The sequence below is a fragment of the Fructobacillus fructosus KCTC 3544 genome, assembly GCF_001438695.1.
GTDB classification, from domain to species: Bacteria; Bacillota; Bacilli; order Lactobacillales; family Lactobacillaceae; genus Fructobacillus; species Fructobacillus fructosus.
Map to the genome: position 1 here is coordinate 64,748 of NZ_JQBH01000008.1, position 22,588 is coordinate 87,335.

At 40.6% G+C, this 22,588-nt stretch carries 29 protein-coding genes and 4 tRNA genes; 20 read left to right on the plus strand and 13 right to left on the minus strand.

Going from position 1 to position 22,588, the window contains the following annotated elements:
• The first annotated feature begins 26 nt into the window (after nt 1–26).
• The 3 genes from IV71_RS04760 (at nt 27) to IV71_RS04770 (ending at nt 2,602) form a co-directional block, all read left to right on the plus strand.
• Nucleotides 27–2,297: an MMPL family transporter gene (locus tag IV71_RS04760; RefSeq protein ID WP_010017630.1), complete on the plus strand. Its 2,271-nt coding sequence runs from the start codon at nt 27–29 to the stop codon at nt 2,295–2,297.
• A gap of 116 nt (nt 2,298–2,413) precedes the next feature.
• A tRNA-Tyr gene (locus tag IV71_RS04765) sits at nt 2,414–2,496 on the plus strand.
• A gap of 34 nt (nt 2,497–2,530) precedes the next feature.
• A tRNA-Gln gene (locus IV71_RS04770) sits at nt 2,531–2,602 on the plus strand.
• Between the two features lie 101 nt (nt 2,603–2,703).
• Here the strand turns inward: IV71_RS04770 and hflX are convergent.
• The 3 genes from hflX to IV71_RS04785 all read right to left on the minus strand — a co-directional run bounded on the left by hflX (nt 2,704) and on the right by IV71_RS04785 (nt 6,308).
• The gene (hflX, locus tag IV71_RS04775) at nt 2,704–4,005 is read right to left on the minus strand and encodes a GTPase HflX (protein WP_010017629.1); all 1,302 of its coding nucleotides are present in this window, start codon (nt 4,003–4,005) and stop codon (nt 2,704–2,706) included.
• A gap of 43 nt (nt 4,006–4,048) precedes the next feature.
• On the minus strand, nt 4,049–4,720 hold the full coding sequence (locus tag IV71_RS04780; RefSeq protein ID WP_010017627.1) for a histidine phosphatase family protein: 672 nt from the start codon (nt 4,718–4,720) through the stop codon (nt 4,049–4,051).
• A gap of 142 nt (nt 4,721–4,862) precedes the next feature.
• Complete coding sequence (locus IV71_RS04785) at nt 4,863–6,308, minus strand: hemolysin family protein (RefSeq protein ID WP_056995029.1); 1,446 nt, start codon at nt 6,306–6,308, stop codon at nt 4,863–4,865.
• Nucleotides 6,309–6,719: 411 nt separating this feature from the next.
• Here IV71_RS04785 and nrdH point away from each other — a divergent pair, with 411 nt between their 5' ends.
• The 4 genes from nrdH to nrdF all read left to right on the plus strand — a co-directional run bounded on the left by nrdH (nt 6,720) and on the right by nrdF (nt 10,735).
• A complete protein-coding gene (gene nrdH / locus IV71_RS04790; protein ID WP_010017624.1) occupies nt 6,720–6,950 on the plus strand; it encodes a glutaredoxin-like protein NrdH in 231 nt (76 codons plus the stop codon).
• A gap of 98 nt (nt 6,951–7,048) precedes the next feature.
• The gene (nrdE, locus tag IV71_RS04795; RefSeq protein ID WP_010017623.1) at nt 7,049–9,220 is read left to right on the plus strand and encodes a class 1b ribonucleoside-diphosphate reductase subunit alpha; all 2,172 of its coding nucleotides are present in this window, start codon (nt 7,049–7,051) and stop codon (nt 9,218–9,220) included.
• 103 nt (nt 9,221–9,323) lie between these two features.
• Nucleotides 9,324–9,764, plus strand: coding sequence for a class Ib ribonucleoside-diphosphate reductase assembly flavoprotein NrdI (locus IV71_RS04800; protein WP_010017622.1), 441 nt, complete (start codon nt 9,324–9,326; stop codon nt 9,762–9,764).
• A 2-nt stretch (nt 9,765–9,766) separates the two neighbouring features.
• Nucleotides 9,767–10,735 carry a class 1b ribonucleoside-diphosphate reductase subunit beta gene (nrdF, locus tag IV71_RS04805; RefSeq protein ID WP_010017621.1) on the plus strand — a complete coding sequence of 323 codons (969 nt, stop codon included), beginning with the start codon at nt 9,767–9,769 and terminating at the stop codon, nt 10,733–10,735.
• Between the two features lie 54 nt (nt 10,736–10,789).
• On the opposite strand, the gene IV71_RS04810 is transcribed toward nrdF, so the two are convergent.
• The gene (locus IV71_RS04810) at nt 10,790–11,458 is read right to left on the minus strand and encodes a phosphatase PAP2 family protein (protein WP_010017620.1); all 669 of its coding nucleotides are present in this window, start codon (nt 11,456–11,458) and stop codon (nt 10,790–10,792) included.
• 127 nt (nt 11,459–11,585) lie between these two features.
• Nucleotides 11,586–11,729: a hypothetical protein gene (locus IV71_RS08215; RefSeq protein WP_010017619.1), complete on the minus strand. Its 144-nt coding sequence runs from the start codon at nt 11,727–11,729 to the stop codon at nt 11,586–11,588.
• Nucleotides 11,730–11,824: 95 nt separating this feature from the next.
• Here IV71_RS08215 and mutY point away from each other — a divergent pair, with 95 nt between their 5' ends.
• From mutY to IV71_RS04830, 4 genes are all read left to right on the plus strand, one after another.
• Nucleotides 11,825–12,868: an A/G-specific adenine glycosylase gene (gene mutY / locus IV71_RS04815; RefSeq protein WP_010017617.1), complete on the plus strand. Its 1,044-nt coding sequence runs from the start codon at nt 11,825–11,827 to the stop codon at nt 12,866–12,868.
• Complete coding sequence (locus IV71_RS04820) at nt 12,855–13,997, plus strand: AI-2E family transporter (RefSeq protein WP_010017615.1); 1,143 nt, start codon at nt 12,855–12,857, stop codon at nt 13,995–13,997. Before mutY ends, IV71_RS04820 begins: the two co-directional genes overlap by 14 nt.
• A 97-nt stretch (nt 13,998–14,094) precedes the next feature.
• Nucleotides 14,095–14,177 (plus strand) — tRNA-Leu (locus tag IV71_RS04825).
• 70 nt (nt 14,178–14,247) lie between these two features.
• Nucleotides 14,248–14,320: transfer RNA gene (locus IV71_RS04830), tRNA-Thr, on the plus strand.
• A 163-nt stretch (nt 14,321–14,483) separates the two neighbouring features.
• Here IV71_RS04830 and IV71_RS04835 read toward each other — a convergent pair.
• From IV71_RS04835 to IV71_RS04865, 7 genes are all read right to left on the minus strand, one after another.
• Complete coding sequence (locus IV71_RS04835; RefSeq protein WP_010017613.1) at nt 14,484–15,539, minus strand: tyrosine-type recombinase/integrase; 1,056 nt, start codon at nt 15,537–15,539, stop codon at nt 14,484–14,486.
• A gap of 222 nt (nt 15,540–15,761) precedes the next feature.
• Nucleotides 15,762–16,526, minus strand: a complete 765-nt coding sequence (locus IV71_RS04840) for a DUF1828 domain-containing protein (protein WP_010017612.1) — start codon at nt 16,524–16,526, stop codon at nt 15,762–15,764.
• 50 nt (nt 16,527–16,576) lie between these two features.
• A complete protein-coding gene (locus IV71_RS04845) occupies nt 16,577–17,074 on the minus strand; it encodes a DUF6978 family protein (RefSeq protein ID WP_010017611.1) in 498 nt (165 codons plus the stop codon).
• A 164-nt stretch (nt 17,075–17,238) separates the two neighbouring features.
• The gene (locus IV71_RS04850; RefSeq protein WP_010017609.1) at nt 17,239–17,508 is read right to left on the minus strand and encodes a TM2 domain-containing protein; all 270 of its coding nucleotides are present in this window, start codon (nt 17,506–17,508) and stop codon (nt 17,239–17,241) included.
• Nucleotides 17,509–17,580: 72 nt separating this feature from the next.
• Nucleotides 17,581–18,309: a hypothetical protein gene (locus IV71_RS04855; protein ID WP_010017608.1), complete on the minus strand. Its 729-nt coding sequence runs from the start codon at nt 18,307–18,309 to the stop codon at nt 17,581–17,583.
• 16 nt (nt 18,310–18,325) lie between these two features.
• Nucleotides 18,326–18,562 (minus strand): hypothetical protein, encoded by a 237-nt coding sequence (locus IV71_RS04860; protein ID WP_010017607.1) that lies wholly within the window; start codon nt 18,560–18,562, stop codon nt 18,326–18,328.
• A 15-nt stretch (nt 18,563–18,577) separates the two neighbouring features.
• Nucleotides 18,578–19,279: a LexA family protein gene (locus IV71_RS04865; RefSeq protein ID WP_010017606.1), complete on the minus strand. Its 702-nt coding sequence runs from the start codon at nt 19,277–19,279 to the stop codon at nt 18,578–18,580.
• Nucleotides 19,280–19,420: 141 nt separating this feature from the next.
• On the opposite strand from IV71_RS04865, the gene IV71_RS04870 reads away from it, so the two are divergent.
• From IV71_RS04870 to IV71_RS04885, 4 genes are all read left to right on the plus strand, one after another.
• Nucleotides 19,421–19,633: a helix-turn-helix domain-containing protein gene (locus IV71_RS04870; protein ID WP_010017604.1), complete on the plus strand. Its 213-nt coding sequence runs from the start codon at nt 19,421–19,423 to the stop codon at nt 19,631–19,633.
• A gap of 36 nt (nt 19,634–19,669) precedes the next feature.
• Nucleotides 19,670–20,377, plus strand: coding sequence for an ORF6C domain-containing protein (locus IV71_RS07750; protein WP_010017602.1), 708 nt, complete (start codon nt 19,670–19,672; stop codon nt 20,375–20,377).
• 11 nt (nt 20,378–20,388) lie between these two features.
• Entirely contained in the window at nt 20,389–20,562 is a 174-nt protein-coding gene (locus IV71_RS07945) for a hypothetical protein (protein WP_010017601.1), read from the plus strand.
• 313 nt (nt 20,563–20,875) lie between these two features.
• Nucleotides 20,876–21,235, plus strand: coding sequence for a hypothetical protein (locus tag IV71_RS04885; RefSeq protein WP_010017596.1), 360 nt, complete (start codon nt 20,876–20,878; stop codon nt 21,233–21,235).
• Here IV71_RS04885 and IV71_RS04890 read toward each other — a convergent pair.
• Nucleotides 21,213–21,395 carry a YegP family protein gene (locus IV71_RS04890; RefSeq protein ID WP_010017594.1) on the minus strand — a complete coding sequence of 61 codons (183 nt, stop codon included), beginning with the start codon at nt 21,393–21,395 and terminating at the stop codon, nt 21,213–21,215. The genes IV71_RS04885 and IV71_RS04890 overlap by 23 nt on opposite strands.
• Before the next feature lie 72 nt (nt 21,396–21,467).
• On the opposite strand from IV71_RS04890, the gene IV71_RS08430 reads away from it, so the two are divergent.
• The 5 genes from IV71_RS08430 to IV71_RS04910 all read left to right on the plus strand — a co-directional run.
• Nucleotides 21,468–21,590, plus strand: a complete 123-nt coding sequence (locus IV71_RS08430) for a hypothetical protein (RefSeq protein ID WP_010017593.1) — start codon at nt 21,468–21,470, stop codon at nt 21,588–21,590.
• Between the two features lie 22 nt (nt 21,591–21,612).
• Nucleotides 21,613–21,819: a hypothetical protein gene (locus tag IV71_RS04895; protein WP_010017592.1), complete on the plus strand. Its 207-nt coding sequence runs from the start codon at nt 21,613–21,615 to the stop codon at nt 21,817–21,819.
• A gap of 15 nt (nt 21,820–21,834) precedes the next feature.
• Nucleotides 21,835–22,059, plus strand: coding sequence for a hypothetical protein (locus IV71_RS04900; protein WP_010017591.1), 225 nt, complete (start codon nt 21,835–21,837; stop codon nt 22,057–22,059).
• A 49-nt stretch (nt 22,060–22,108) separates the two neighbouring features.
• Entirely contained in the window at nt 22,109–22,306 is a 198-nt protein-coding gene (locus tag IV71_RS04905) for a hypothetical protein (RefSeq protein ID WP_010017589.1), read from the plus strand.
• A partial coding sequence (locus tag IV71_RS04910) for a DUF1351 domain-containing protein (RefSeq protein WP_156405639.1) occupies nt 22,303–22,588 on the plus strand: 286 nt, incomplete at its 3' end. The genes IV71_RS04905 and IV71_RS04910, both read left to right, overlap by 4 nt.

The following is a 22,588-nucleotide window of genomic DNA, read 5'->3' on the forward strand; positions in this document are numbered from 1 at the left end:
TTAAATCAATATAAAGGAGATTCATTATGCTTAAGCGATTGGGAGAATGGATTTATCAAAATAAATTCAAGACCTTCTTCGCCTGGATTGTTGTTGTGTTGGCTTTGGGAGCAGGGGCAGTTGGTCTCGGTTCGCACTATAGCCAGAGCCTAACCATTTCAGGTATTCCGTCGACGGATATTCAATCGACTTTGCAAAAGGAATTTAATCAAAATCCAAATGCAGGGACGATGAAAGCGGTCATCCAAGAAAAAAATGGGGACGTTACAAATGATGCCACGAGGGCCGATGTAGCAGCCGCTATTAAAAAAGTTCAGGACAAGTATGGTAAGGACATTAAGTCCGTTGCTAATCCTTACGAGTCGAACGCGGTTTCATCCGATAAGACAACCACGTACGTGGATATTACTTATAAAAAAGACGCCAATGATGTGCCGCGAAAGGCCATTGACGGCGTGATGGATATCTTTAACGATAAAGTAAAGACTGCAAACGTCAAAGTCGCCTACACGGGTTCTGTACAAGTTCATGAATTTGAAGTTGGTGGTGCGTCCGAAGTCATTGGAATTGTCATTGCTTTCGTTTTGCTACTGGTACTTTTCCGTTCCTTTGTGACGGCTGGAATGCCAATCATTTCCGCCCTGGTCGGCTTGGTTTCTGGTATTTTATTGGTAACAATTGGAACCAACTTCTTGACAATGGCCTCCGTTTCACAGACTTTGGCCGTGATGCTGTCATTAGCGGTTGGAATCGATTACTCACTCTTTATCCTAAATCGTTATAAGACAGATTTGGCTGATACCAATGGGAACAAGCAAGAAGCTTTGGGTCGCGCTGTTTCCGAAGCTGGTGCTTCGGTTGTCTTTGCCGGTGTAACAGTGATTATTGCTGTGCTCGGCTTGGCCTTCGCCGGTATTGAGTTTGTGACGACGATGGGAATTGCCGCAGCCTTTGCTGTTGCCTTTGCCGTTTTCTCAGCCTTGACTTTCTTGCCAGCCTTGATTGCTTTGCTTTCAAAGTTCATCAAACCTGCTACTAAAACAGTTGATGAAATGGCTCAAAATCCATCAAAGATTACGAAGTTTTTGACGGGGCACCCCTGGACGGTGATTGTTGCCGTTGTTGTTGCCCTGGGTGCGATGGCTATTCCAACGCATAACATGCGTTTGGGTATGCCATACAATGGGTCACTGCCTGAAGACCGAACGGAACGTCAAGCCTATGACATGATTTCCGATAAGTTTGGTGAAGGCGTTAACTCACCATTGGTTGCCGTCGTTAAATTGGATACCGATAAGGATGCCAACCAAAACCAGGCTAACCTAGAAAAGATTGCCAAGCACATTGCTTCTTTGAAGGGTGTTAAAACGATGCAGACTTTGTCTGTCGATCAGACAAAGGCAGCGGCTTTGCAAGAGCAGCTAACCGCCCAGGCTCAGCAACAAATGACTGCCCAAGCGCAAGCAACTGGGCAAATGCCAACGCAGGCAGAACAGGACGCAGCTGCTGCTAAGATTAAGTTAGCAATCATGGCCCAAGCTGGTCGTCAGTACATGGTGTCAGATGATGGTAAGTATGCCCTAATGCTGATTACACCAACAAAGGGTTCAGAAGCAAAGCAGACAACGGACTTGGTTAACAAAATCAAGGACTACTCCGATACGACCAAGTCTAAGTATGATGCCAAGATTACTTTGACTGGTATCAACGCAGTGAACCTCGATATTACGGCTAAGTTGAACAACGCCACGCCAATCTTTGTTGCAACAATCATGATTTTGGCCTTCTTACTTTTGATGGCGGTTTTCCGTTCCTTCGTTGTGCCCGTGGTCGCCATGGTTGGCTTTGGCTTGTCATTACTGGCTTCCTTTGGCTTTACCACGCTCGTTATCCAAGAAGGCTTCATGAAGGATGTCTTCGGTGTTTCAAAGGGTGCGCCATTAATTGCCTTCTTACCAATTATTGTGACCGCCATTCTCTTTGGTTTGGCAATGGATTACGAAGTCTTTATGGTGTCACGTGCCCGTGAAGAGTATCAGAAGACGGGTGATAATGACCGTGCGGTTACTGTTGCCATGCAGGACTCTGGTCCAATCGTTGTGACGGCTGCGCTAATCATGATTGCTGTCTTTGGATCCTTTGCCTTGAATTCAGACCCAACGGTTAAGTCCCTGGGCTTGGCTTTGGCCTTCGGAATCTTCTTCGATGCCTTCTTTATTCGCTTGCTCTTTGTTCCAGCGATGTTGAAACTCTTCGGAAAGATTAACTGGGCGTTCCCCGGTAAAAAGAATTCATAACAAATGCCATTAAAAGCCTGACCAGTCGGTCGGGCTTTTTTTGTTTAAAAATAATTGCTAAAAAGTCTTGCGGCAAATGGCTAGGCTTGTTATAATATTTAAGTCGTAAGGCATTCGGGAGTGTAGCGAAGTCTGGCTAAACGCGACGGACTGTAACTCCGTTCCTTCGGGTTCGTAGGTTCGAATCCTACCGCTCCCATCGCTGCTGCAATAAGCAGCTGGTATCTTACGATTGCCCCTTGGCCAAGTGGTAAGGCAGAGGTTTTTGGTACCTCCATGCGCTGGTTCGATCCCAGCAGGGGCAATAGGCCGTTATGGCAATCACTCTTGGCAGACTAGTTAGTCTGCCTTTTTAATTTGTTTAAAACAAAAAAAGACGCTCATTTTAATTAGTGAGCGTCTTTTTTTATTGAATATATTGTCGGTAGCGAGCGATTTCTTCGCTAGAGAGTTTGACGGTGATGAGACTACCACTTTCGTTAAACTCCTGTGCGAGTAGTTCGTGTTCATCTAAAATGTTGGCAGTCACGGCAGAGTCAGCAAATGGGATGGCCAATGTTACTTTTTTACGGTCCGCAAAGAGACGACTCTCGATGAGTTCTAAGAGAGCATCCTGTGATTTGCGGTCACGTGCTGAAATGGTAATCGCAGCATCGCCATCGAGCATTGGGAAAGCCATATCCGCCTTATCTGCTTTGTTATAAACAGTAATCATCGGCTTATCCTTGATGCCAAGTCTTGCTAATGTCTCCTCAGTGGTCTTCATCATATCCGCATAGTGTTCATCCGAAATATCGACGACTTGTAGGAGTAGGTCGGCTGTTGCGGCTTCTTGTAAAGTCGATTCAAAGGCAGCGACCAAATGGTGCGGCAGTTTTGAAACAAAGCCAACGGTGTCTGACAGAAGAAACTTGCTTTTGTCGGACAGGGTTAACTGGCGAATGGTGGTGTTTAAAGTGGCAAAGAGCATGTCCTTTTCGAAGACTTGCTTACTTTGATCACTTTCAGCTCCTTGACCAAAACGAACGAGAAACTGGTTCATTAAAGTCGATTTCCCGGCATTTGTATAGCCGACCAAGGCAACGGTTGGGATGGCTGATTCCTGTCGCTTCTTTCCCTGTGTCTGACTATCCTTTTGCAAAGCGGCGAGTTCTTTCTTGATAGCAACCATTTCAGAAGTTAAGCGCCGACGGGATTGTTCGAGTTTGGTTTCACCAGCACCACGAGAGGTAAATCCGGCTCCACCGGCACCGGTCTGCTGATCAAGTGAAACGGACATTGAGGTTCGTAAACGAGGTAATTGGTATTCTAGACGGGCTAACTGTACTTGTAATTTAGCAACCTTTGTTTGAGCACGTTTGGCAAAAATATCTAAAATTAAGCCAGTACGGTCAACCACTGTTGCCTGTGTTGCCTTTTCTAGGTTCCTGATTTGAGAAGGTGAGAGCTCATCATTTGTCACAATCAGGTCGGTTTCGTAGGTGTTTACCGCGATACGCAACTCTTCGACTTTTCCTTTACCGAAGTAAGTGGCGGGGTTGGGCCGTTCAAGTGACTGGATAAAGGTTTCGACCGGTTCTAAGCGATTGGCCCGGGCGAGGTTTGATAACTCCTCTAGTTCATAATCTAAGTTCTGCTTTTGATTCTGCTTTAAGGCAGCCAGTAAGACTTTACGAACTGGCTGGGCTGTTTGATTTTTTTCTTCCATGTACACCCTCTTTTAAAAGTCATTGTTGACTCTGTGTGTTGTTTTACAGTGTATCCTGGCTATCGTTAAATAGGTCGACCCGTCCACTGTCTGTGCCCGTTAGATGAATCTTAGTGACGGCCCCGTTGTCAATGGCGTGTGCCGCCATTTCTGGATGGCCAAAGTAATTAACGATGGCACGGATGGTCGTACCATGAGCAACAACCAAGATTTGGTCACCGTCTTTGTGTTCGCGAAGTAAAAAGTCAAAGCCGTGTTGGATACGTTGAATAAATTCGGCATAGTTTTCGGCAAGGTGGTAGGGATCTGCCAAAGCAAATAAGTTCATTGATTCCGCCATGCCTCTCTTTTGGATCATATCTGAATAATCACTGTATGGATAATCCGTAAAGGCGTTTAACTGTGTCAATGCCACTTGGGAGTCGATACCCTCAAACGAACCAAAGTTTTCCTCTCGAAAGTCAGGGAGTTGTTGTGGCCAAATTGGTGAACCTGCTTGATTTTCGGACAATAGGTACTTGGTAGTGTGAATGGCACGAGTTAGATCAGAAGAATAAGCACCATCAAAATGAATGTTTTTCAGGCGTTTTCCAGCACGGTGACCATCTTCAATCCCGGATTCAGTGAGTGGTGCATCGGAGTGTCCCTGTAGGCGACGAGTGAGGTTAAAGTATGTTTGACCATGGCGAACGAGGTATAAATCAATGGCAGTCATGAACAGCCTCCTTTAGTAGTTCTTTTCATCGATAATTAGTAGTCATTAACCCTTAGTTTACCACGAAAGAAAGATAGTGGGCAGGGCATCGTTATCGTGAGTAAAAGAAAAAGGCAGCCGAAGCTGCCTCACCTTTTGTTGGTTAATCTTTCTTTTGATCTTCCTGATCGTTTTCCTTATCACGAAGGTGGAACTTACGGCGCTCGTTGCTCTTTTCTTGTTCTTCGTTGCCGTTTTTATCGTCTTCCTTATCATCTTCGGACTTCGGTTCGGGTTCGGGGTCAAGTTCCTTAACCGCAAACTCAGGGATAAAGGCGTTCTCGTAATCTAAGGCAGTAACCTGATAATTGGCGATGCGAAGTGAATCACCCGTTCGGAAATCAGGATCGCGTTTTAAGACATAACCAGTTAGGGTAACCGCTTCATCTTCATCAAGTTCTTTCACATCGGTGTGGAAGTAACGTTGGAAGTCATAAAGGGTGGTCTTACCGGAGACCTTGTAACGGCGGTCACCAAGCTTTTCGATGTATTCGTCGGATTGGTCATCCATCTCATCACGAACTGAACCGAAAAGTTCTTCATAGATGTCTTTGTCGGTGATGATACCGGCCGTACCACCGTATTCATCGACAACCACTGCGATTGGTGAGCGCTTCATCACCATTTCATCCATCACGTCGTGCAAATCCATGTTTTCAGGAACAGCAGGAATATCGCGCATGATTTTGGCAACAGGTTCTTGACCTGAGATACGACTTTGACGAACCAGGTCGTAGTTGAAGACGTAACCAAGCACCTTATCTTTGTCACCGTCAGCAACGACAGGGAAGCGAGAATGACGCTTTTGCAAATATTCATCAAGACCAGTGGCGATTGAATCTGATACGTCAATCACGTCCATTGATGTTCGGTCAATCATGACATCGACAGCGACTTTGTCATTCATTTCAAAGGCACGTTGCATGAAAGTCAAATCTTCCCGGTCAAGTTCACCCGCCTCAGCGGCGTTTTTTGAGAGGGAGAGAATCTCGGTCTGTGAATAGATATCGTCATCGTTTGTCACTTGGAAACCAAGTAAGTGAGTAACCCAGTTCGATAGATGGTCCAAAATCCAAATCATTGGGAATAAGGTGATGTGGAAGAAGCGGACCGGTTTCACGATGAACAAGAGGACTTTGATTGGTTCTTCAATGGCAATGTTCTTTGGCACCAGGTCGGTAAAGACGGCGTGTAGGACAGTGAAAATAACGATGGCTGCCACAGAGGCTACTGGCTTAGCAAGGTCAGTGGGTAACAGGTGGGATTGAATGATTAAATCAGCCACCGTTTCTTCACCAACCCAACCTAAGATAAGCGAAGTCAACGTAATTCCAACTTGAGCGGTTGAAAGGAACTCCGTCAAGTGACTCACCATGTGGATGGCAGAAGCGATGTTTTTTGAAGGCTTGTCGCGATCAGCTTGCAGCGCTTCAAGAGCGGAAAGTCGCACCTTGACTAATGAATACTCGGTCAAAGTGAACAATACAGCGAGTAAAAGAATAAAGACAATAATAATTGTATTAATTAAATACGAAGGACCAGAATCCAAAACAAATACCTCTTTCAGTTAAAATAAGTTATTTATCTACTATTATAGCAAAAAAGGGCAAAAAGTGAGTAATTGAAAACAGACTGGTCGGCAAATGCTTTTTAACTTTCACAAGGCTCGGTAAAGGGCAACTGGTTACGCTAGCGCTTTTGAGCTAAAAGATGAGAATGAGGAAATGTCATAAATGACGAGAATCCGAACGATCCGAGCTGAGAACTGGTTGTATACAAGAGCACAAAGTCAAAAATAAAACCCGGTATAGTCGGCTTTTACGAACAAATGTTTGTGCAGACATATTTAGACCTTGAAGTCTATTTTTAAACCGGTAAACTAGAGATTGTTCCGTCGGTTCATCCCCATCAAAGGTGGGGGTTACTAACGATAAATTTTTAGAGAAAGAAGGACCAAAACATGCCACAAGTAACGGTCTTTACCAAAAATAACTGTGTTCAATGCAAGATGACAAAGAAGTATTTGGACCAACTGGGCGTTGCCTTCAGTGAAATTAATATTGAAGAACAGCCACAATACTTAGCACAATTAAAGGAACAAGGTTTCAAGCAAACGCCTGTTGTTCAAATTGAGGGACATGATGCCTTTTCTGGTTTTCAACCGGCAGCATTGAAGAAGTTGACTGCTTAATCTCTGTGCCGCTGTCAGAGCTTCTCAGCAAGGAAGTACAGACAGCGATTAATGCTTAAAAAGATTCTCCCTTTTTGGAGAGAACGGAAAGGAATGCTATGTCCTTATTAGACATTGACATTGATAATGTTAAATACTTTGACTTGAACAATCAGGTGAACATTCCCAAAGATGGCCAAATTCAATTGGAAAAGGATCAGGAAGCCTTAGCTGCTTTTATGGAAGAGAACGTTCGTCCAAACATGAAAAAGTTCTCTTCTATTCAAGAACGTTTTAACTGGATGATTGACCATGACTTTTTGGAGGAAGGGTTCGTTAAAAAGTATGACATGTCTTTCATTGAAAAGCTGTATGCCTTTTTAGAGGGCGAAGGTTTCGAATTTGCCTCCTTTATGGCGGCCTTTAAGTTTTACAACCAATATGCCCAAAAGACTAATGATAAGGCATACTACGTGGAGTCTTACATTGACCGTGTTGCAGTGAACGCACTTTTCTACGCGGATGGGGATGAAGAACTGGCGCTTTCCTTAGCCAATGAAATGATTCACCAACGTTATCAGCCCGCAACGCCTTCTTTTTTGAATGCAGGACGTGCCCGTCGTGGGGAATTGGTATCTTGTTTTGTTTTGCAGTCAACGGATGACATGAATTCGATTGGGCGGATTATTAACTCCGCACTGCAACTATCTAAAATGGGTGGTGGTGTCGGGATTAACCTATCGAACGTTCGTGAAGCCGGTGCACCAGTGATGGGAATTGCTAATTCAGCTGGTGGCATTGTGCCCATCATGAAGTTGCTGGAAGATTCCTTTACATTTTCATCACAGGTGGGTGCACGGCAGGGTGCTGGCGTTGTTTACTTGAATATTTTCCACCCCGACTTAATGACTTTCATGGCCACTAAAAAGGAAAATGCGGATGAAAAAGTCCGTGTGAAGACCTTGTCACTTGGCCTGATTGTCCCTGATAAGTTTTATGAACTCATCAAGGCGAACGATGAGATGGCCCTCTTTTCACCAGCCGATGTCGAACGTGAGTACGGCGTACCATTCAACTATGTTGATATTACGGCTGAATATGACAAAATGTTGGCTAACCCGAAAATTCACCACCGCATGGTTTCTGCTCGAGTGGTGGAAGAAGAAATTTCGAAGTTACAGCAAGAGTCAGGCTATCCATACATTATGAACGTTGATACGGTGAACCGTGCCAACCCGGTTGCTGGTAAAATCGTGTCTTCAAACTTATGTTCCGAAATTTTGCAGGTGCAAACGACTTCGCAGATTAACGACATGCAAGAATATACCAAGATGGGTGAGGATATCTCATGTAACTTGGGGTCCATTAACATCGTGAACATGATGAAGACGCCTGATTTTGCGGCCTCAGTTGAATCGATGATTCGTGCTTTGTCCTTTGTTTCTGATAATTCTGATTTGAACGTCGTCCCATCGGTCCAAAATGGAAACCAAAAGAACCACGCCGTTGGTTTGGGAGCCATGGGCTTGGCGGCAATGTTTGCTCAAAATCAAATGATGTATGGTGATGAGGAAGCACTGGACTTTACCAAGACATTCTTTTCAACTTTGAACTATTATTCCATCATGGCTTCCATGCACATTGCTGAAGACCGTGGTGAAACATTTGCGGATTTTGACAAGTCCGCCTATGCGGATGGTTCCTATTTTGATCAGTATTTGAACCAGGACTTTTCACCAAAGACTGAAAAGGTGGCTAAACTTTTCTCAAACATTCATTTGCCAAGTAAGGCCGACTGGGAGCAGTTGAAGAAGGAAGTAATGGCCAATGGTTTGTATAATGCATACCGTCACGCCATTGCACCGACCGGTTCGATTTCGTATGTCAATAACACGACTGCCTCCTTACACCCCATCATTAACCGGATTGAGGAGCGCCAGGAAGGGATGATCGGTAAAGTTTATTATCCAGCACCCGGTCTTTCAAACGAAACCCTCCCTTACTATCAATCTGCCTATGACACAGATATGCGGAAAGTCGTTGATGTGTATGCTGCTGCGCAGCCACACATCGACCAGGGAATGTCTCTGACCTACTTCATGCGCTCAACCATTCCGGAAGGATTGTACGAGTGGAAGGATGATCGAACAAACAAGATGACAACGCGTGATTTGTCGATTTTGCGTAATTACGCCTTTAAGAAGAATATTAAGACGATTTACTATGTTCGTACCTATACCGACGATAACCAGGAAGCTGGCGTTAATGAATGTGAGTCTTGTTCCATCTAATTTTCATAGCAAGCTTTGCTTGCTGTACATAGCACGTCCTTCTCTTTCGAGAAGTTTGTTTTAAACTGACTGACAAATGGAATCATTTGTGGAAAGGAGCATAATGGCTGAATATCGAATTTTGTATACCTCGATTGAGGGCAATACCACATCCTTCATTAACAAATTGAAAGAAGAAGCTGAAAAATACGGTGACCAATTGTCCATTCTGGAAGTGGGAGATGAGGTCGAGTACGCTCACGAGGAACAACCGTACGTTGCCTTGGTACCCACCTATTTGAATGGTGGGACTGGGACAGGTCCAGAAGTCGTTGAAATCTTTACAAACGGCTTGGGAGACTATATTGATTTTGGTAACAACACCCGCTATTTACGTGGGGTGATTGGTTCTGGGAACCGCAATTTTAATGATCAATACATTTTGACGGCTAAACGTTACGCAACGAAGTACCATGTGCCGGTGATTGGTGATTATGAGTTGCGTGGCACGCAGCGTGAAGCTGAAAAGATTTATGCAAGTATCAAAGAAACGTTAGGAGAGTAGCGATGCAACACGTTAATCAAGGGTCTTATACGGCCGTTAACTGGAATAACATTGAGGATTCGCTTGATAAGGCAACTTGGGAAAAGCTGACTCAGCAATTTTGGTTGGACACCCGTGTTCCCATTTCCAATGACTTGCGGGTTTGGCGAGGGGAACTAGATGATTCAGAACGCCGTGTCTATAATTTGGTTTTTGCTGGTCTAACGACTTTGGATACCTTGCAGTCGCAGGATGGAATGGCTTCACTCCGTGCTGATGCTGTGAACCAAAAAGAAGAGGCTGTTTTGAACAATATCCAGTTTATGGAATCCGTTCATGCCAAGTCCTACTCGTCTATTTTTGAGACGTTGAACAATAAGTCTGAAATCGATGAGACCTTTGATTGGGCCGATCATGATGAATTCCTACAGTACAAGGCCAACAAAATTAATGATATCTATCAGGATGGGACGCCCCTTCAAAAGAAGGCGGCTTCAGTTTTCTTGGAAACGTTCCTTTTTTATTCTGGTTTTTATACGCCACTCTATTATCTTGGTCATAACAAGATGGTCAACGCCGCAGAAATTATCAAGCTGATTCTCCGTGACGAATCGGTACATGGCACTTACATTGGTTATAAGTTCCAAGTGGGCTTCAATAAGTTAACTGAGGAGGAGCAGGAAGAATTAAAGGCTTGGATGTATGACTTGCTCTTTGATCTGTATTCAAATGAAGAGCAGTTCACGCATGAAATTTACGATGAAATTGGTTGGACGGATGATGTTTTGACTTTCTTACGTTACAACGCCAATAAAGCGTTGATGAACCTTGGTCAAGAACCGATGTTTCCGGAATCAGCTGAAGATGTCAATCCCGTTGTGATGAACGGTATCTCAACTTCTACTTCTAACCACGACTTCTTCTCTGCCGTTGGTAATGGTTATTTGCTTGGTGAAGCTGAATCAATGGAAGATGACGACTATAACTTTTAATCACACAAAAAAAGCGATGCTAGATCAGCATCGCTTTTTTTCATGGTTTTGTTATTACGCTTCTTGATCTTTGAATAACCAAAACTTCTTTTTTAAGAAGGTTGCCACAGCAGGGTAAAGGGAAGCACAGAAAATCACCCAAACGTAGGCTAATAAGAAAGCGCCAATGGTATCCGTCAGGAAGTGAGCAGAAAAGTAAAGGCGAGATAACATGGTCATCAATGATAATGTTATCAAGAACCACTTGGTTAAGAGACGAACTAGAGTCGATGAAATGTTTGGTGTAACCAACAAAAACATAATGAAAACAGTTAACCACATGGCTGTCACGTGCTGTGATGGAAAGGATGCGCCACTATCTGTCAATAAATGACCAAGTGGACGGTCGCGGTGAACCAAAACCTTAATGATTTGCGTGACCACGATACCGCCAACGACCGTTAGGAAGACCCATAGAGCAGGAAGCTTCAAGTCTGCCAATAGCAAGACGATGGCTAACAAGATACCGTAGAAGAGGTTCATCGCTGGTGACCCAAGGAATGTGGCGATGGACATGATAACGTCGCCATAGGAAGTTTGGATGGACGACATGAACGAGCGAACGGCTTCATCCATGTTGGCGGGCCAAGTGGCGTTTGTGCCAATCAAAACGGCTAAGACAATGAAAAGTAAGGCGGCAAGTAAGGCGTGCCGTCGTTGTTTATTAGTTACGGATATAATCATATTGGCTACTCCAAGTTCTTCGTTACATATGTTTAGTATAAAGATTGCGGCAAGACAAAACAAGGTAAAGCCAAGTAAAAACTGTTAATTTTTTGCAAAAAAAAAGTTAGCCGTTGGCTAACTTTCTTTACTTTGTCTTGGGAAGCTCAACGTCTTTTCCCTTTGCCCATTGTTGCAATTGTGCAACGGCATCCAGGCGACGCTTCTTCTTTGCATCGTGGCCAACCTTACGGCCGCGGGCAAATGAGTTCAATGGTGTCTTGATTGCCATAGTGGTAACTCCTTATATTTAAACTTTAAAATCTATCGTACAGAATTTGATTATACCCCAATCACAGTGGCTTTTCAAGTGTTATACTATTGGTTATGGAGAATTGGAATCAAGAAACAATTGAAAATTTCCGGAAGGATTTATTAGCCTGGTATGATCAGGAGGGGCGGGCTCACTTACCCTGGAGAGAAAACACTGATCCATACCGTGTGTTAGTTTCGGAGTTGATGCTTCAACAAACGCGCGTTGATACGGTGATTACCTATTTTAACCGGTTTATGACGGCTTTGCCAACGGTACAGGCTTTGGCCAATGCACCAGAAGAGCAGGTGCTAAAGTTGTGGGAGGGTCTAGGTTATTATTCCAGGGCTAGGAACCTTCACCAAGCTGCCAAAGTCGTGGCTTTTGACCTAAAGGGGGCCTGGCCAGAGTCCTACGATGATTTATTGTCACTTCCTGGTGTTGGACCATACACAGCCGCAGCAGTAGCGTCAATTGCTTTTAATCAGGCGGTTCCCGCCATTGACGGCAATTTTTTTCGAGTATTTTCTCGTTTATTAAAGATTGACGATGACATTGCCAAGCCAAAGACCCGGCGTGTTTTTTATGATGCTGTGGCACCGATTGTCGATCCAAAACGGCCTGGGGACTTTAACCAAGCGATTATGGACTTGGGGACGTCGTACATGAAGACGAATGATCCAGATACCCTTCATTCACCAGTAGTCAAGTACAATGCTGCTTTTCGAGACGGCGTAGAGGATCAGTATCCAGTTAAATCGAAGAAGAAAAAGCCAATTTTACAACGATTTCAAGCCTTGGTTTTGTATAATGAAAAGGGCGATTTACTGTACGAACAGCGTCCGGATTCTGGCCTGTTAGCCGGTTTTTGGACGTTACCATTACGGCCAATCGACTCGATTGAGGACCTTCAGGGTGAGCAATTGACTATCAAAGCAGTTACCCATGTTTTTTCTCACCGTAAGTGGGAAGTCTGGCCTGTCAAAGTCGAACAGGTCGAAAAGCTAACTCATAATCAGCGTTTCCTATCACCGGCTGAGCAGGAAGCAATGGCTTTACCAAAACTACAACACAAGTTATTAAAGAATTTAAAGGAGCAACACGATGTTTCCAAATGAAAAATTGAAACACCTCTTCTTTTGGACGATTGAACTCTTAGCGATTGCGACACTACTATTCATTGTCTTTCGCTTTGATTTCCTAATGAAACCAATTTCGGTATTTGCTGGAACTGTTTTTATTCCATTGTTGGTTTCTGGGTTCTTGTATTATTGTTTAAAGCCATTGCAGAAATTGATTGAAAAGATTCCCTTGGGCAAACGCAGGGTACCCCGGAGTGTGGCGGTTTTACTAACTTTTACCATCTTCATGGTAGTGATTATCGGCGCCTTTATGATTTTCGTTCCCCTGATTTTAAATGAAATTACCAATTTAATAACGGCAATGCCAAGTGTTGTCAATCATATTCAGGATTATGTAAAAGACATGCTGGAAGAACCATGGTTCAAGAAATTGAATTTGTCGATTTCCGATGATGACATTCGTAACGCGGTGTCCACTTATGCTTCATCATTTGTCCGTATCACTGCCGGAACGCTCACCGGCTTTGTTGGAGCTGCTACTTCGTTTACAATTGGGGCTTTGACAGTGCCAATCATTCTCTTCTACATGCTTTCCGATTCCAACCGTTTCTTACCGGCGCTGCAAAAATTCTTTCCCAAAAACCGTTCGGAAGATGTCATGGTTCTCGGACGTGAACTCGATAAAACAATTGAACGCTATATTTCTGGTCAAGCTATCCAAATGCTATTCGTTGGCTTCACCATGTCGATTGGATTTGGCATGATTGGGTTACCATACATCTGGCTCCTTGGCTTTATTGCCGGTGTGGCGAACATTGTGCCATACGTAGGGCCTTTTATTGGGGTGTTCCCAGCGTTGCTTGTTGCGATTTCCATTAATTGGAAGATGCTAATTGGTATCATTATTTTGATGGCGATTGTTCAGCAGGTCAATGGTTCCATTATTTACCCAGCTTTAATCGGAAAGTCGCTCAGGATTCATCCGTTGACCGTGATGCTTTTATTGTTGGCAGCCGGAAATTTGTGGGGCATGGTTGGAATGATTGTTGTAGTACCGTTTTATGCCATTATTCGAACAATTATTTTATACATTGTTAAGTTACGACAGGTTCAGCAGCATGAAGAAACCGTATCGAATTTGACGAAAAAAATTGAAGAAGACTAATTTAAAAAGGACAGTGATTTAATCACTGTCTTTTTTCTAACTTTTTCCTTGACGAAGGTCTGAAAATCCAGTATCATTTAATAGTCGCTTAAGACATGCGGATGTGGCGGAATTGGCAGACGCGCTAGATTTAGGTTCTAGTGGATTATATCCGTGCAGGTTCGATTCCTGTCATCCGTATAACCAAAATATTTTATCTTTTGGTTGTCAACGAAGCTAGCATTTGCTACAATTATTGAGTACTTATTTTGCCGACTTAGCTCAGTTGATAGAGCACCTCACTAGTAATGAGGGGGTCAACGGTTTGAGTCCGTTAGTCGGCATTTGATATGATTTTATGCAATGCAGCTAAAGCCCGGTGTTATCGCCTTTAACGTGATAACACCGGGCTTTTCTTTTGTTTTAGTAGTCAGTTTTTTCTGCGTAATTCTGCCTAATTCTGTGTGTTTCTGTAAATATTTAGACACTTTTTAGACACTTTTTGTCCTAAAAAATAGACGTCATGATACGCTGTGTCTTTTCCTCTTCACTTTCTTTTTGTGAGCTGAGAAGGTGGGTGTAAACGTTAATTGTTGTTGAAATATTTTTGTGCCCAAGCCTCGATGAAACATATTTTATATCAATACCTTGGCTTAATAATAAAGATCCGTGTGAGTGCCGCAATGCATGAAATGAAACTGGTTTAATGTTTAATTCCTTGATTGCTGCTTTTAAAGCCTTTCCGGCACCATAATTACTGATGTCGGCGATTGGACCTTCAATACCTATTAGCTCATTTAGTAAGTCATCATCAACAGAGATTATGCGGTTGCTTGATTCTGTCTTAGTGGACTTAACATGACGGTATTGATCAAGTGCCTTATTAACTGATATTGTCTTTTTTTCAAAATTAATGTCGTCAGATTGAAGGGCCATGATTTCACCAATACGCATCCCGGTATGAATTGATATATAAATTGCTAAGTATGATTTAGCATGTGGATATGTAGCAAGCTTACTTTTAATATAATGATCTAGTTTAATAAGTTCGTCTTTTTCAAGGAACTTTTCTGATGCTGACTTTCCAACTGTTCCTGTAAGTTGGATGCGAATAGTGGGGTTATTCTTAATTATTCCATCAGCAAAGGCATCTTCTAATGCTTGGCTAATATGGTTCTTTCGTTTAGCAACTGTTTCTTTTGAATGGTCTTTACCAAATTCATTGATGAAATTCTGGAAATCAGTACGTGTGAAATCAATAAGAGTAGCGTCAGGCATATACTTAATAATATTGTCGAGCGTATTTTGATATTGATACTGAGTGGCTGCCTCCATTTTTGATTTATAGGTATCAACCCAAGTCTCAAAATAATCTGATAACAACATCTTTTCATATTTACTTTGTAACTGATCAGTATAACCAGCTTCTATCTCTGATGCCCAAATAACGGCTTCTTTTTTAGTACGAAAACCTTGCTTGCTAATTTGTTTGTATTTTCCGTTTTCTTTAACAGACACTCTTGCCCGATATTTTCCTGCAGTTGTTTTATGGAATGTAGCCATGATTACTCCTTTAATTTTGGAAAAAGTACAAAGTTAAAATAAAAATATGTTTTTAAAAATCAACAAAATGTCTGTTTTGACGATTTACAACTAAAAATTAAAGTAAACAAATGTTCAAAATGCTATTTTTGTACAAATAAAAAGGCCTGTGGGCCTAGTTAAAAGTATATTTTGAGTTAGCTTTATTGCATTTAAAATAGGTTAATCCATTTACCCTAGTATTTATGATACAAATTTTTCTATCCATTTTTTTCTATCTGACCATGGTAATACGTCAATTCCATAACGATTGAAAGCTGTTGTAAATTTTGGAGATATATCATTACTATCATTTGCAATTACAAAAAATTCTGAATTAGGTTCATTATCCTTGGTATCCATTATGCTAAATAAAGGACTTGTAATTTGGCTACTAGTTGGATTATTAACAACTTTAAATAAACTTCCTTTGTGTTTTCGTGTACGACCGATTTCTATTTCAAAAGAATTTAATCTCCCAGCACGACCGAGTATCATACGATTTTCAGAAATTGGAATTTCTTTATCCAGAAAATAACTAGTCACATCTTCTATAAAAATACTAGAAACATTGCTATGCGAAGTCATTAACATGTCATTTATCGTTATAATAGCCTGAGTTAACCGCATCTGTATGTTTGGTATATCAAGTTTATCTTCAGTATGAATGCTTAAAATGTCTTCATTGAGTGAAATGCCAAAATTATTAAGTGTATTTTCTAAGAATTGTTTTCTACGTCCTTTTTTATTGAAATTAATTCCTAAAATATCTAGTTCGCTAAGGGTATATCCATCATCATCAATTGTAAATTTATTCCCGTTCTGAGATAGATAGAGTGTAATAGCATCATTATATAAGTCAACAAACGGGGTGATTATTTTGATTGAATCTTCTAAATTAGTAAATTTTATTTTTTTAGTGGCCCATTTAGCATACGATTCTTGTAAATTTTCTAAATTTAAATTCATGGAATATACCTCCTTTCAGCAATAAAATTATATATTAACAAAATTTCCAATTAAATATCTAATGAAGTTTCTTCTGGATCACAAATACTTAACTGATTTCTATTGGCAATGTTAATTCTTTCTAAGAAATCATACACAATATTTTGAACACAAATAACATCATATTTGGTTAATCTTAGTCCTGATTCTGGTGCGTCTATGGGTAAGGCAACTTTTATTCCATATAATGAGTATGAAGCAATGTGAATATGGGGTGTTTCAATAATTGTATCACTATACTGATAATTACCTCTTGGATTATGATGTTCTGGGCCAATTACATCTAGTCGAAGCAACACCTGGGATTTATCTGATCCACTTCTAAGTTGAAGAGTTAACTTTTTAACTCGATGTCCATTACGTGCAAAGTCAACAAAATATTTTTCAGAACTTGATTTTGCATTGTAGTATAACTTGTTTCCATGTTCTGGTAGTTCTAATAAATTTGGTTTGTCTGTAATTAATTTTTTTAAGTCATCAATCATTTGTTGGATTGTTTTATTTGACAATATAATTCTCCTTAAATATATCTAATCCTTTTAATGTGGTTGCAGCACATATGTACGCCCCAATGGGCAGTGATCTAGTTTACCTGCTGAAATGCCTTTTCTAATCTTTCAATATTAGCCACCACCTTTATAGTTAAAGTTATGTACGCCCCGAGAGGGCATTGTTACTTTGAATATCGACCGTTAAGGAAGGTGATATCTTGAGTATCTGAATAAGTGCTATAGGCCTTTACGATTGATATAATGAAATCAACTAATGGCCAGATTCCAAGAGTAATCCATGAACCAATAAGCAACTTAAAGATTCCAAGGCCAATTTGACCACGAACGAATCGGTCAACGCCTAAATAGCCGACTAAGAAGTTGCAGACCCACACAAAAACATGCTTGTTAATCTTGTTTACTTTAACGTTACCTTGAATAGTTGTTTCCATAAAAACGCTCCTAACAGCTTTTAACGTGGTTCGGTTATTGCACGTATTATGTACGCCCAAATGGGCTTTGTGTTAATAAACAATAGTTGTTTTTGGCTTTTCTTGAGTTACTGTCTTTCCCTGATATAGGATAGCACCAAGTCCATCATCTTTATTATCATCTGCTTTGTAAACAGTTGTAACGCCAGTTTGATAGTCGTCGATTCGATACATTTTTACATTACTGATGGTTTCTGAATACATCATATTACCGTTTGACATCTGTGTTCTTGGCACATAACTTGCTTGATCAGCAAGTTTCTGAGTAGATTTAGATCCAAAATACTGGGCTGCTGATTTTTCACTATTTGAATCGTCTGCTTTTTTCTGCTTTTCATTATTATTTTTTTGGTTGACTTGTTGTTGAATAAATTTAGGGCTTCCGCCAGTCAATTTTCCGTCAGCAAAATAGAGGGTATTATTGCCGTATGTCATGACTCGGTCATCTTGGCTTGATGGCTTTCCTAATTTATCCGAAACTTCATTTTGAGTCATTCCTAATTTTATGTTTTTGAAATCATAACCATCAGATTTTGTACTGATTTTTTCAGCGTTATTTGATGATTGACCAAAAGTAGGAATTGCAGTTGCCACGAATATCGCAAAAAATAATAAAGTACCAATAAGAGATGATAATAGTTGCTTCTTAGTAATAGTTTTAGTTACGAAAAATTGTAAGGTAGACTTAATCGTCAACACCATTCCAGTTATAAATAATAAGAAAAATATAATACAAATCGCTGCTATTAAAATTGAAAACATATACAATGTTCCTCCGTTATTTTTTTAAAAAATCTAGATACTTAGATGCACTTTCCAACTTGGTTATCATTTTAGTGTAAACTTCTTCTTTTTGCTTATTTGTTATTTCTTTTGAAGCTCTGAAATGAATGATTCCATAATCTGTTTTTAGGTAAACGTCGATTACATCATCAGGAGAATTAACGCTTCCAAATTCAGAAGGCAAGCACCTATAGTGAAAATCAACTTTATCTGGGTTTTTAATTTCTATCATAATATTTTTCCATTATTAAAACGATGATTGCTGATGAACTAACTTACCAATAATTTGAATTGGTGGTTGTCCATTATCAACGTCTTCTTTACTATACTCGAAGGGTTTGAACTCTTCCTTTAACCAGCTATCTGGTTCAAATCGAATACGATCAGGGTACTGGTACACGTGTTTTAGAGTTGCAGATTCTCCGTCAATAATAACACCGCAGATGTCGCCATTAGTAATTTCGCATGTATCAATTTTTGCCAAAATAGCTACAGCACCATTGGGTACAACCTTGTTCATGCTCTCTCCGTTAACACGAAGTCCAATTAAATTATCCTTGCCGTACCTTTCGATGAGTTCATCGTCTATTTTAACGTTGCCTTCAATGTCTTCCTTGGCCCCCTCAGGGTATCCTGCAGAAATGCGACCATAGATAGGAATGGATACAGTGGATGGGTTAGAACTGATAGGTAATTCATTAGAAATATTATTAGGGACATTGTCAACAATACCAGCCATTTTAAATATCACAGATTTGTCAACTCTTAAACCATGAGCAATTTTTTCAAGGGTACTTGGCTTTGGTATGCTACGTTTAGCATTTTCTACTTGAGATAAAAAAGGATTAGATACACCAGATTGAAGTGCTAATTGTCGAATGCTAAATCCTTTATTTTTTCGCAAATCTCTTATATTGTTTCCAAATTCTTCCTTAGTGACATCATTCATTTTAATTCCCCTTGCTAGACTATTATATAAGGAGTTTAACAAAAGTTTATACATATTTTATAAAAAGTTTATCAAAAGTGCTTGCAAAAGTATTCGTTCGATTGTATAATTCTTATATACTATTAGAAAGGTGATGAGTAAATGCCACGATATTGGAAGGTTAAGAATCCTGATAAATGGCCTGATTTGTTATCCGAAAACGGTTATAGTGAAACTTCTATGGGTCGTAAAATTGGTGTCAGCTATCAATCTATGTACGGATATAAGAATTACGGCGTTGGAATGAGCCCGGAAAAAGCAAAAAAGGTTGCTATTTTATTGGGTGGTGAAATCAGGGATTTTTTTTATCAGTAAGTGCTTGCAAAAGTATATCTTATAAAGGAGGCCAACATGGCAAACGAAGTAAAGGTATTTGACAACCTGAAGGTCAAAGAAGAAAACGGACAAGTTTTGTTCGACGCAGAAAGTGCAGCTATTGGAATTGGAATTATCACTTTTGCCAAAAGTGGCAAAAATTATGTTCGGTGGAGTCGTGTTAATGAATATTTAAATTCTGCCACTTCTGGCAGAAAAGTTGGGAAAGGCGATTTCATTACTGAACCACAGTTTTACAAGCTAGTTATGAAAGCTGGAAGTACTCAAGCAGAAAAGTTCCAAGATTGGGTTACATCAGAAGTCCTGCCAAGCATTCGAAAGACTGGTAGTTACTCGGTACAAACTGACCCAATGGCTATCTTAGCGACAACGTTTGAAGCATTGAAACAACAAGAAGATAAACAGGAAAAGCTTGAACAACGTTTGAATAAGTTCGAAGCTGATCAGGAAATCCGAAGTTGGGAACAAGCAGAGCTATTACAGCTTCGTCGCAATCGGGTGTTTGCGGTTCTTGGAGGTAAGTACAGCCAAGCATATAAAGAGTTGTCTAGTGAAGTGTTCCATGCGATTGCAAAGGACTTTAAGCGACAGTTCAGTGTGCCTCGTTACAACGCACTGCCACGAAAGTATTTTGCAGAAGCAAAGCGGTTCTTGAGTTTGTGGGAACCAAATAACTTAATGGATCTAGCAATTCGTGGTGCTAACCAGGACCAGACGGCGTAAAGGAGGAGTATATGAAAAAAGAAAAGGCAAACGATATATCAAACGCATTGTCAGGTATCAGCTATTCAGATTGGAAAATTGTTCAAAGCGTTATCGAAAAAAGATTCCATCAAATTAAAAAAGAGCTAACTTCCGAAGAAATTGGCTCAAGGTTAACAGCTTTTAAATCAAATTTTGATGATTAGTCATCGACTATTTGAAAGCTAAGTGGGCTAACTCGATACTCTTTGTTTTCAAATAATACATGAACAAAAGGGTAGTCAGTTAGATATCCAGGAATTGTATTCATTTCAATAGAATCTAGAATACCGTTGCTTTTGTACCAAGTAATCGGATCCATACGGTCTATTGAAACAACACAATTTGGGTCAGTTGTTAAGTCTATCCACCCCATAGGGGCGAGATTTGCGTATATGTGTTTAGACATAACTATTCTCCTTTCAATTTACTAGGCATTGGGGTGCCAGTGGTTAAAGGATAGCAAAAAAAGGAGGAGACATGGAAAAGAAAGATAATTTTTTGGAATTAGCAAAAAAGATGTTTCCAAATCCTACGCAAGAGGTTTTAGAAACACCTAAAAAAGTCTATATAGATGGACATCCAATTGATTTCGTTAGCGAAGTGGAGTCGGAAGTTTTTGGTAAGGACATAGTAAAAGTGAAAATGACCTTTTTGGCTAAAAGCTTTAAATCAGAAAGCATGAAAGAAAAACCAGAACTATCTCAAGAATTAGAAAACATTAAAAGCACGCTCGATAGTATTGATGTAAACAAAGAGAGCAGTGCTGACACACTACTCTCAATGTCTGCAAAGATTATTAACTTAGCTAACAAAATCAAAGCTTCTCGCTGTCAATAACATAAGTTCCGGTATCAACGTTCTCTTTAATGGACTGAATTGTTTTTTCAGCGCTACTTTTCAAAAGATAAGTTTCACTTTGGGCAACTACTTGGCCATTTTCAGATTTCAATAAGAAATAGTATTGGTCATCGATTGATTTTCTAATTACAAAATACATGACACTATCCTCCTTTCATTTACTAGGTACGTCACTACCAGTAACAAAAGGATAACAAAAAAGGAGCGAAGCATGAAAAAAGAAGATGAAGAATTTTATCAAATCCCCAATTGGGTTTCTATAGTCGTCAGTATAATCGGCGGTCTCATTGGTTCACTAACAACTACATTCCTGATGTATATGTTTTCAAAATGATACCAAAAGAAAGGAGGCAAAAATGGTTTTTGACCCTAACGGCAGTCGAATGTTCACCATTAAAGGGCTAATGGAAGAAATGAAGACGTCGCGAGAAAAAGTTGAGCTTCTTATTAACATGCCTGGATGTCCTGAATTTTATTACCCAACACAAAAGAGGCCGGTATATCCAGAAGCTGAAATGGCAGCGTTTATTAAAGCGCATACGACTTATAGAAAAGATATTTAGAAAGGAAGTGATGAAATGACAAATAGCATGTTTTGGAATGGAGTAATCAACTGGTTCTTCCTATTTGGGGCAATCGGTGGATTTATTTACATTGTGACCCTGTCGCTGGATAAAAAACCATTGTTTGGTGACAACGACGTGGATCGTGACATTGCACATAACGAACGCAAGAAAGCACAACGATTTTTTAAAGCACAGAAAAAAGCTCTCAAGGCTGCAACCAAGAGAGCTAAGGCATAAAGTTTCCCAGAAAGAAATTTATGCCTCTAGTATATCACGGAGGATAAAAATGACAATTGAAAACAGCATGATGATGCACCCAGAAAACACGCAACGGATTGAACGGTATGAACAATTGCAGGATGCCATTTATGCAAAGCGTGACGAAATTAATGATCTAAAAAGTACCAAGGAAGACTTGGAGGCTGACATTGACGAGAAGTACGCAGAACTTGGTGACTTACAACGGGAGGTTGCAGAATTATGACAGAAGCAATTACACTTCCGTCTGAATTAATTCAAGACGGAAAGATTGAGTTTAAAAACTTAGATCAGTACCTATCCATGGCCGATAAGTATGTTGAATATGGCAACAACTTTGTCGTGACAGAAGAAACCATGAAGGGTGCTAAGGACGAAAAAGCGCTGATTAACAAGATGGTTAAGGAGTCGGCTTCAAGGCGTTCTGACATTGAAAAAAACATGCTTGCTACTTGGCTACCAGTTAAGGAAAAGATGATGAATGCCGAGAAGAAGCTCAAATCGGCAG

Bases quoted from the DNA above. Each gene is read 5' to 3' on its own strand.
- IV71_RS04760 (WP_010017630.1), top strand. From the start codon at position 27: ATGCTTAAGCGATTGGGAGAATGGATTTATCAAAATAAATTCAAGACC.
- hflX (WP_010017629.1), bottom strand. From the start codon at position 4,005: ATGGAAGAAAAAAATCAAACAGCCCAGCCAGTTCGTAAAGTCTTACTG.
- IV71_RS04780 (WP_010017627.1), bottom strand. From the start codon at position 4,720: ATGACTGCCATTGATTTATACCTCGTTCGCCATGGTCAAACATACTTT.
- nrdH (WP_010017624.1), top strand. From the start codon at position 6,720: ATGCCACAAGTAACGGTCTTTACCAAAAATAACTGTGTTCAATGCAAG.
- nrdE (WP_010017623.1), top strand. From the start codon at position 7,049: ATGTCCTTATTAGACATTGACATTGATAATGTTAAATACTTTGACTTG.
- IV71_RS04800 (WP_010017622.1), top strand. From the start codon at position 9,324: ATGGCTGAATATCGAATTTTGTATACCTCGATTGAGGGCAATACCACA.
- nrdF (WP_010017621.1), top strand. From the start codon at position 9,767: ATGCAACACGTTAATCAAGGGTCTTATACGGCCGTTAACTGGAATAAC.
- IV71_RS04810 (WP_010017620.1), bottom strand. From the start codon at position 11,458: ATGATTATATCCGTAACTAATAAACAACGACGGCACGCCTTACTTGCC.
- IV71_RS08215 (WP_010017619.1), bottom strand. From the start codon at position 11,729: ATGGCAATCAAGACACCATTGAACTCATTTGCCCGCGGCCGTAAGGTT.
- mutY (WP_010017617.1), top strand. From the start codon at position 11,825: ATGGAGAATTGGAATCAAGAAACAATTGAAAATTTCCGGAAGGATTTA.
- IV71_RS04820 (WP_010017615.1), top strand. From the start codon at position 12,855: ATGTTTCCAAATGAAAAATTGAAACACCTCTTCTTTTGGACGATTGAA.
- IV71_RS04835 (WP_010017613.1), bottom strand. From the start codon at position 15,539: ATGGCTACATTCCATAAAACAACTGCAGGAAAATATCGGGCAAGAGTG.
- IV71_RS04840 (WP_010017612.1), bottom strand. From the start codon at position 16,526: ATGAATTTAAATTTAGAAAATTTACAAGAATCGTATGCTAAATGGGCC.
- IV71_RS04850 (WP_010017609.1), bottom strand. From the start codon at position 17,508: ATGGAAACAACTATTCAAGGTAACGTTAAAGTAAACAAGATTAACAAG.
- IV71_RS04855 (WP_010017608.1), bottom strand. From the start codon at position 18,309: ATGTTTTCAATTTTAATAGCAGCGATTTGTATTATATTTTTCTTATTA.
- IV71_RS04860 (WP_010017607.1), bottom strand. From the start codon at position 18,562: ATGATAGAAATTAAAAACCCAGATAAAGTTGATTTTCACTATAGGTGC.
- IV71_RS04865 (WP_010017606.1), bottom strand. From the start codon at position 19,279: ATGAATGATGTCACTAAGGAAGAATTTGGAAACAATATAAGAGATTTG.
- IV71_RS04870 (WP_010017604.1), top strand. From the start codon at position 19,421: ATGCCACGATATTGGAAGGTTAAGAATCCTGATAAATGGCCTGATTTG.
- IV71_RS07750 (WP_010017602.1), top strand. From the start codon at position 19,670: ATGGCAAACGAAGTAAAGGTATTTGACAACCTGAAGGTCAAAGAAGAA.
- IV71_RS07945 (WP_010017601.1), top strand. From the start codon at position 20,389: ATGAAAAAAGAAAAGGCAAACGATATATCAAACGCATTGTCAGGTATC.
- IV71_RS04885 (WP_010017596.1), top strand. From the start codon at position 20,876: ATGGAAAAGAAAGATAATTTTTTGGAATTAGCAAAAAAGATGTTTCCA.
- IV71_RS04890 (WP_010017594.1), bottom strand. From the start codon at position 21,395: ATGTATTTTGTAATTAGAAAATCAATCGATGACCAATACTATTTCTTA.
- IV71_RS08430 (WP_010017593.1), top strand. From the start codon at position 21,468: ATGAAAAAAGAAGATGAAGAATTTTATCAAATCCCCAATTGGGTTTCT.
- IV71_RS04895 (WP_010017592.1), top strand. From the start codon at position 21,613: ATGGTTTTTGACCCTAACGGCAGTCGAATGTTCACCATTAAAGGGCTA.
- IV71_RS04900 (WP_010017591.1), top strand. From the start codon at position 21,835: ATGACAAATAGCATGTTTTGGAATGGAGTAATCAACTGGTTCTTCCTA.
- IV71_RS04905 (WP_010017589.1), top strand. From the start codon at position 22,109: ATGACAATTGAAAACAGCATGATGATGCACCCAGAAAACACGCAACGG.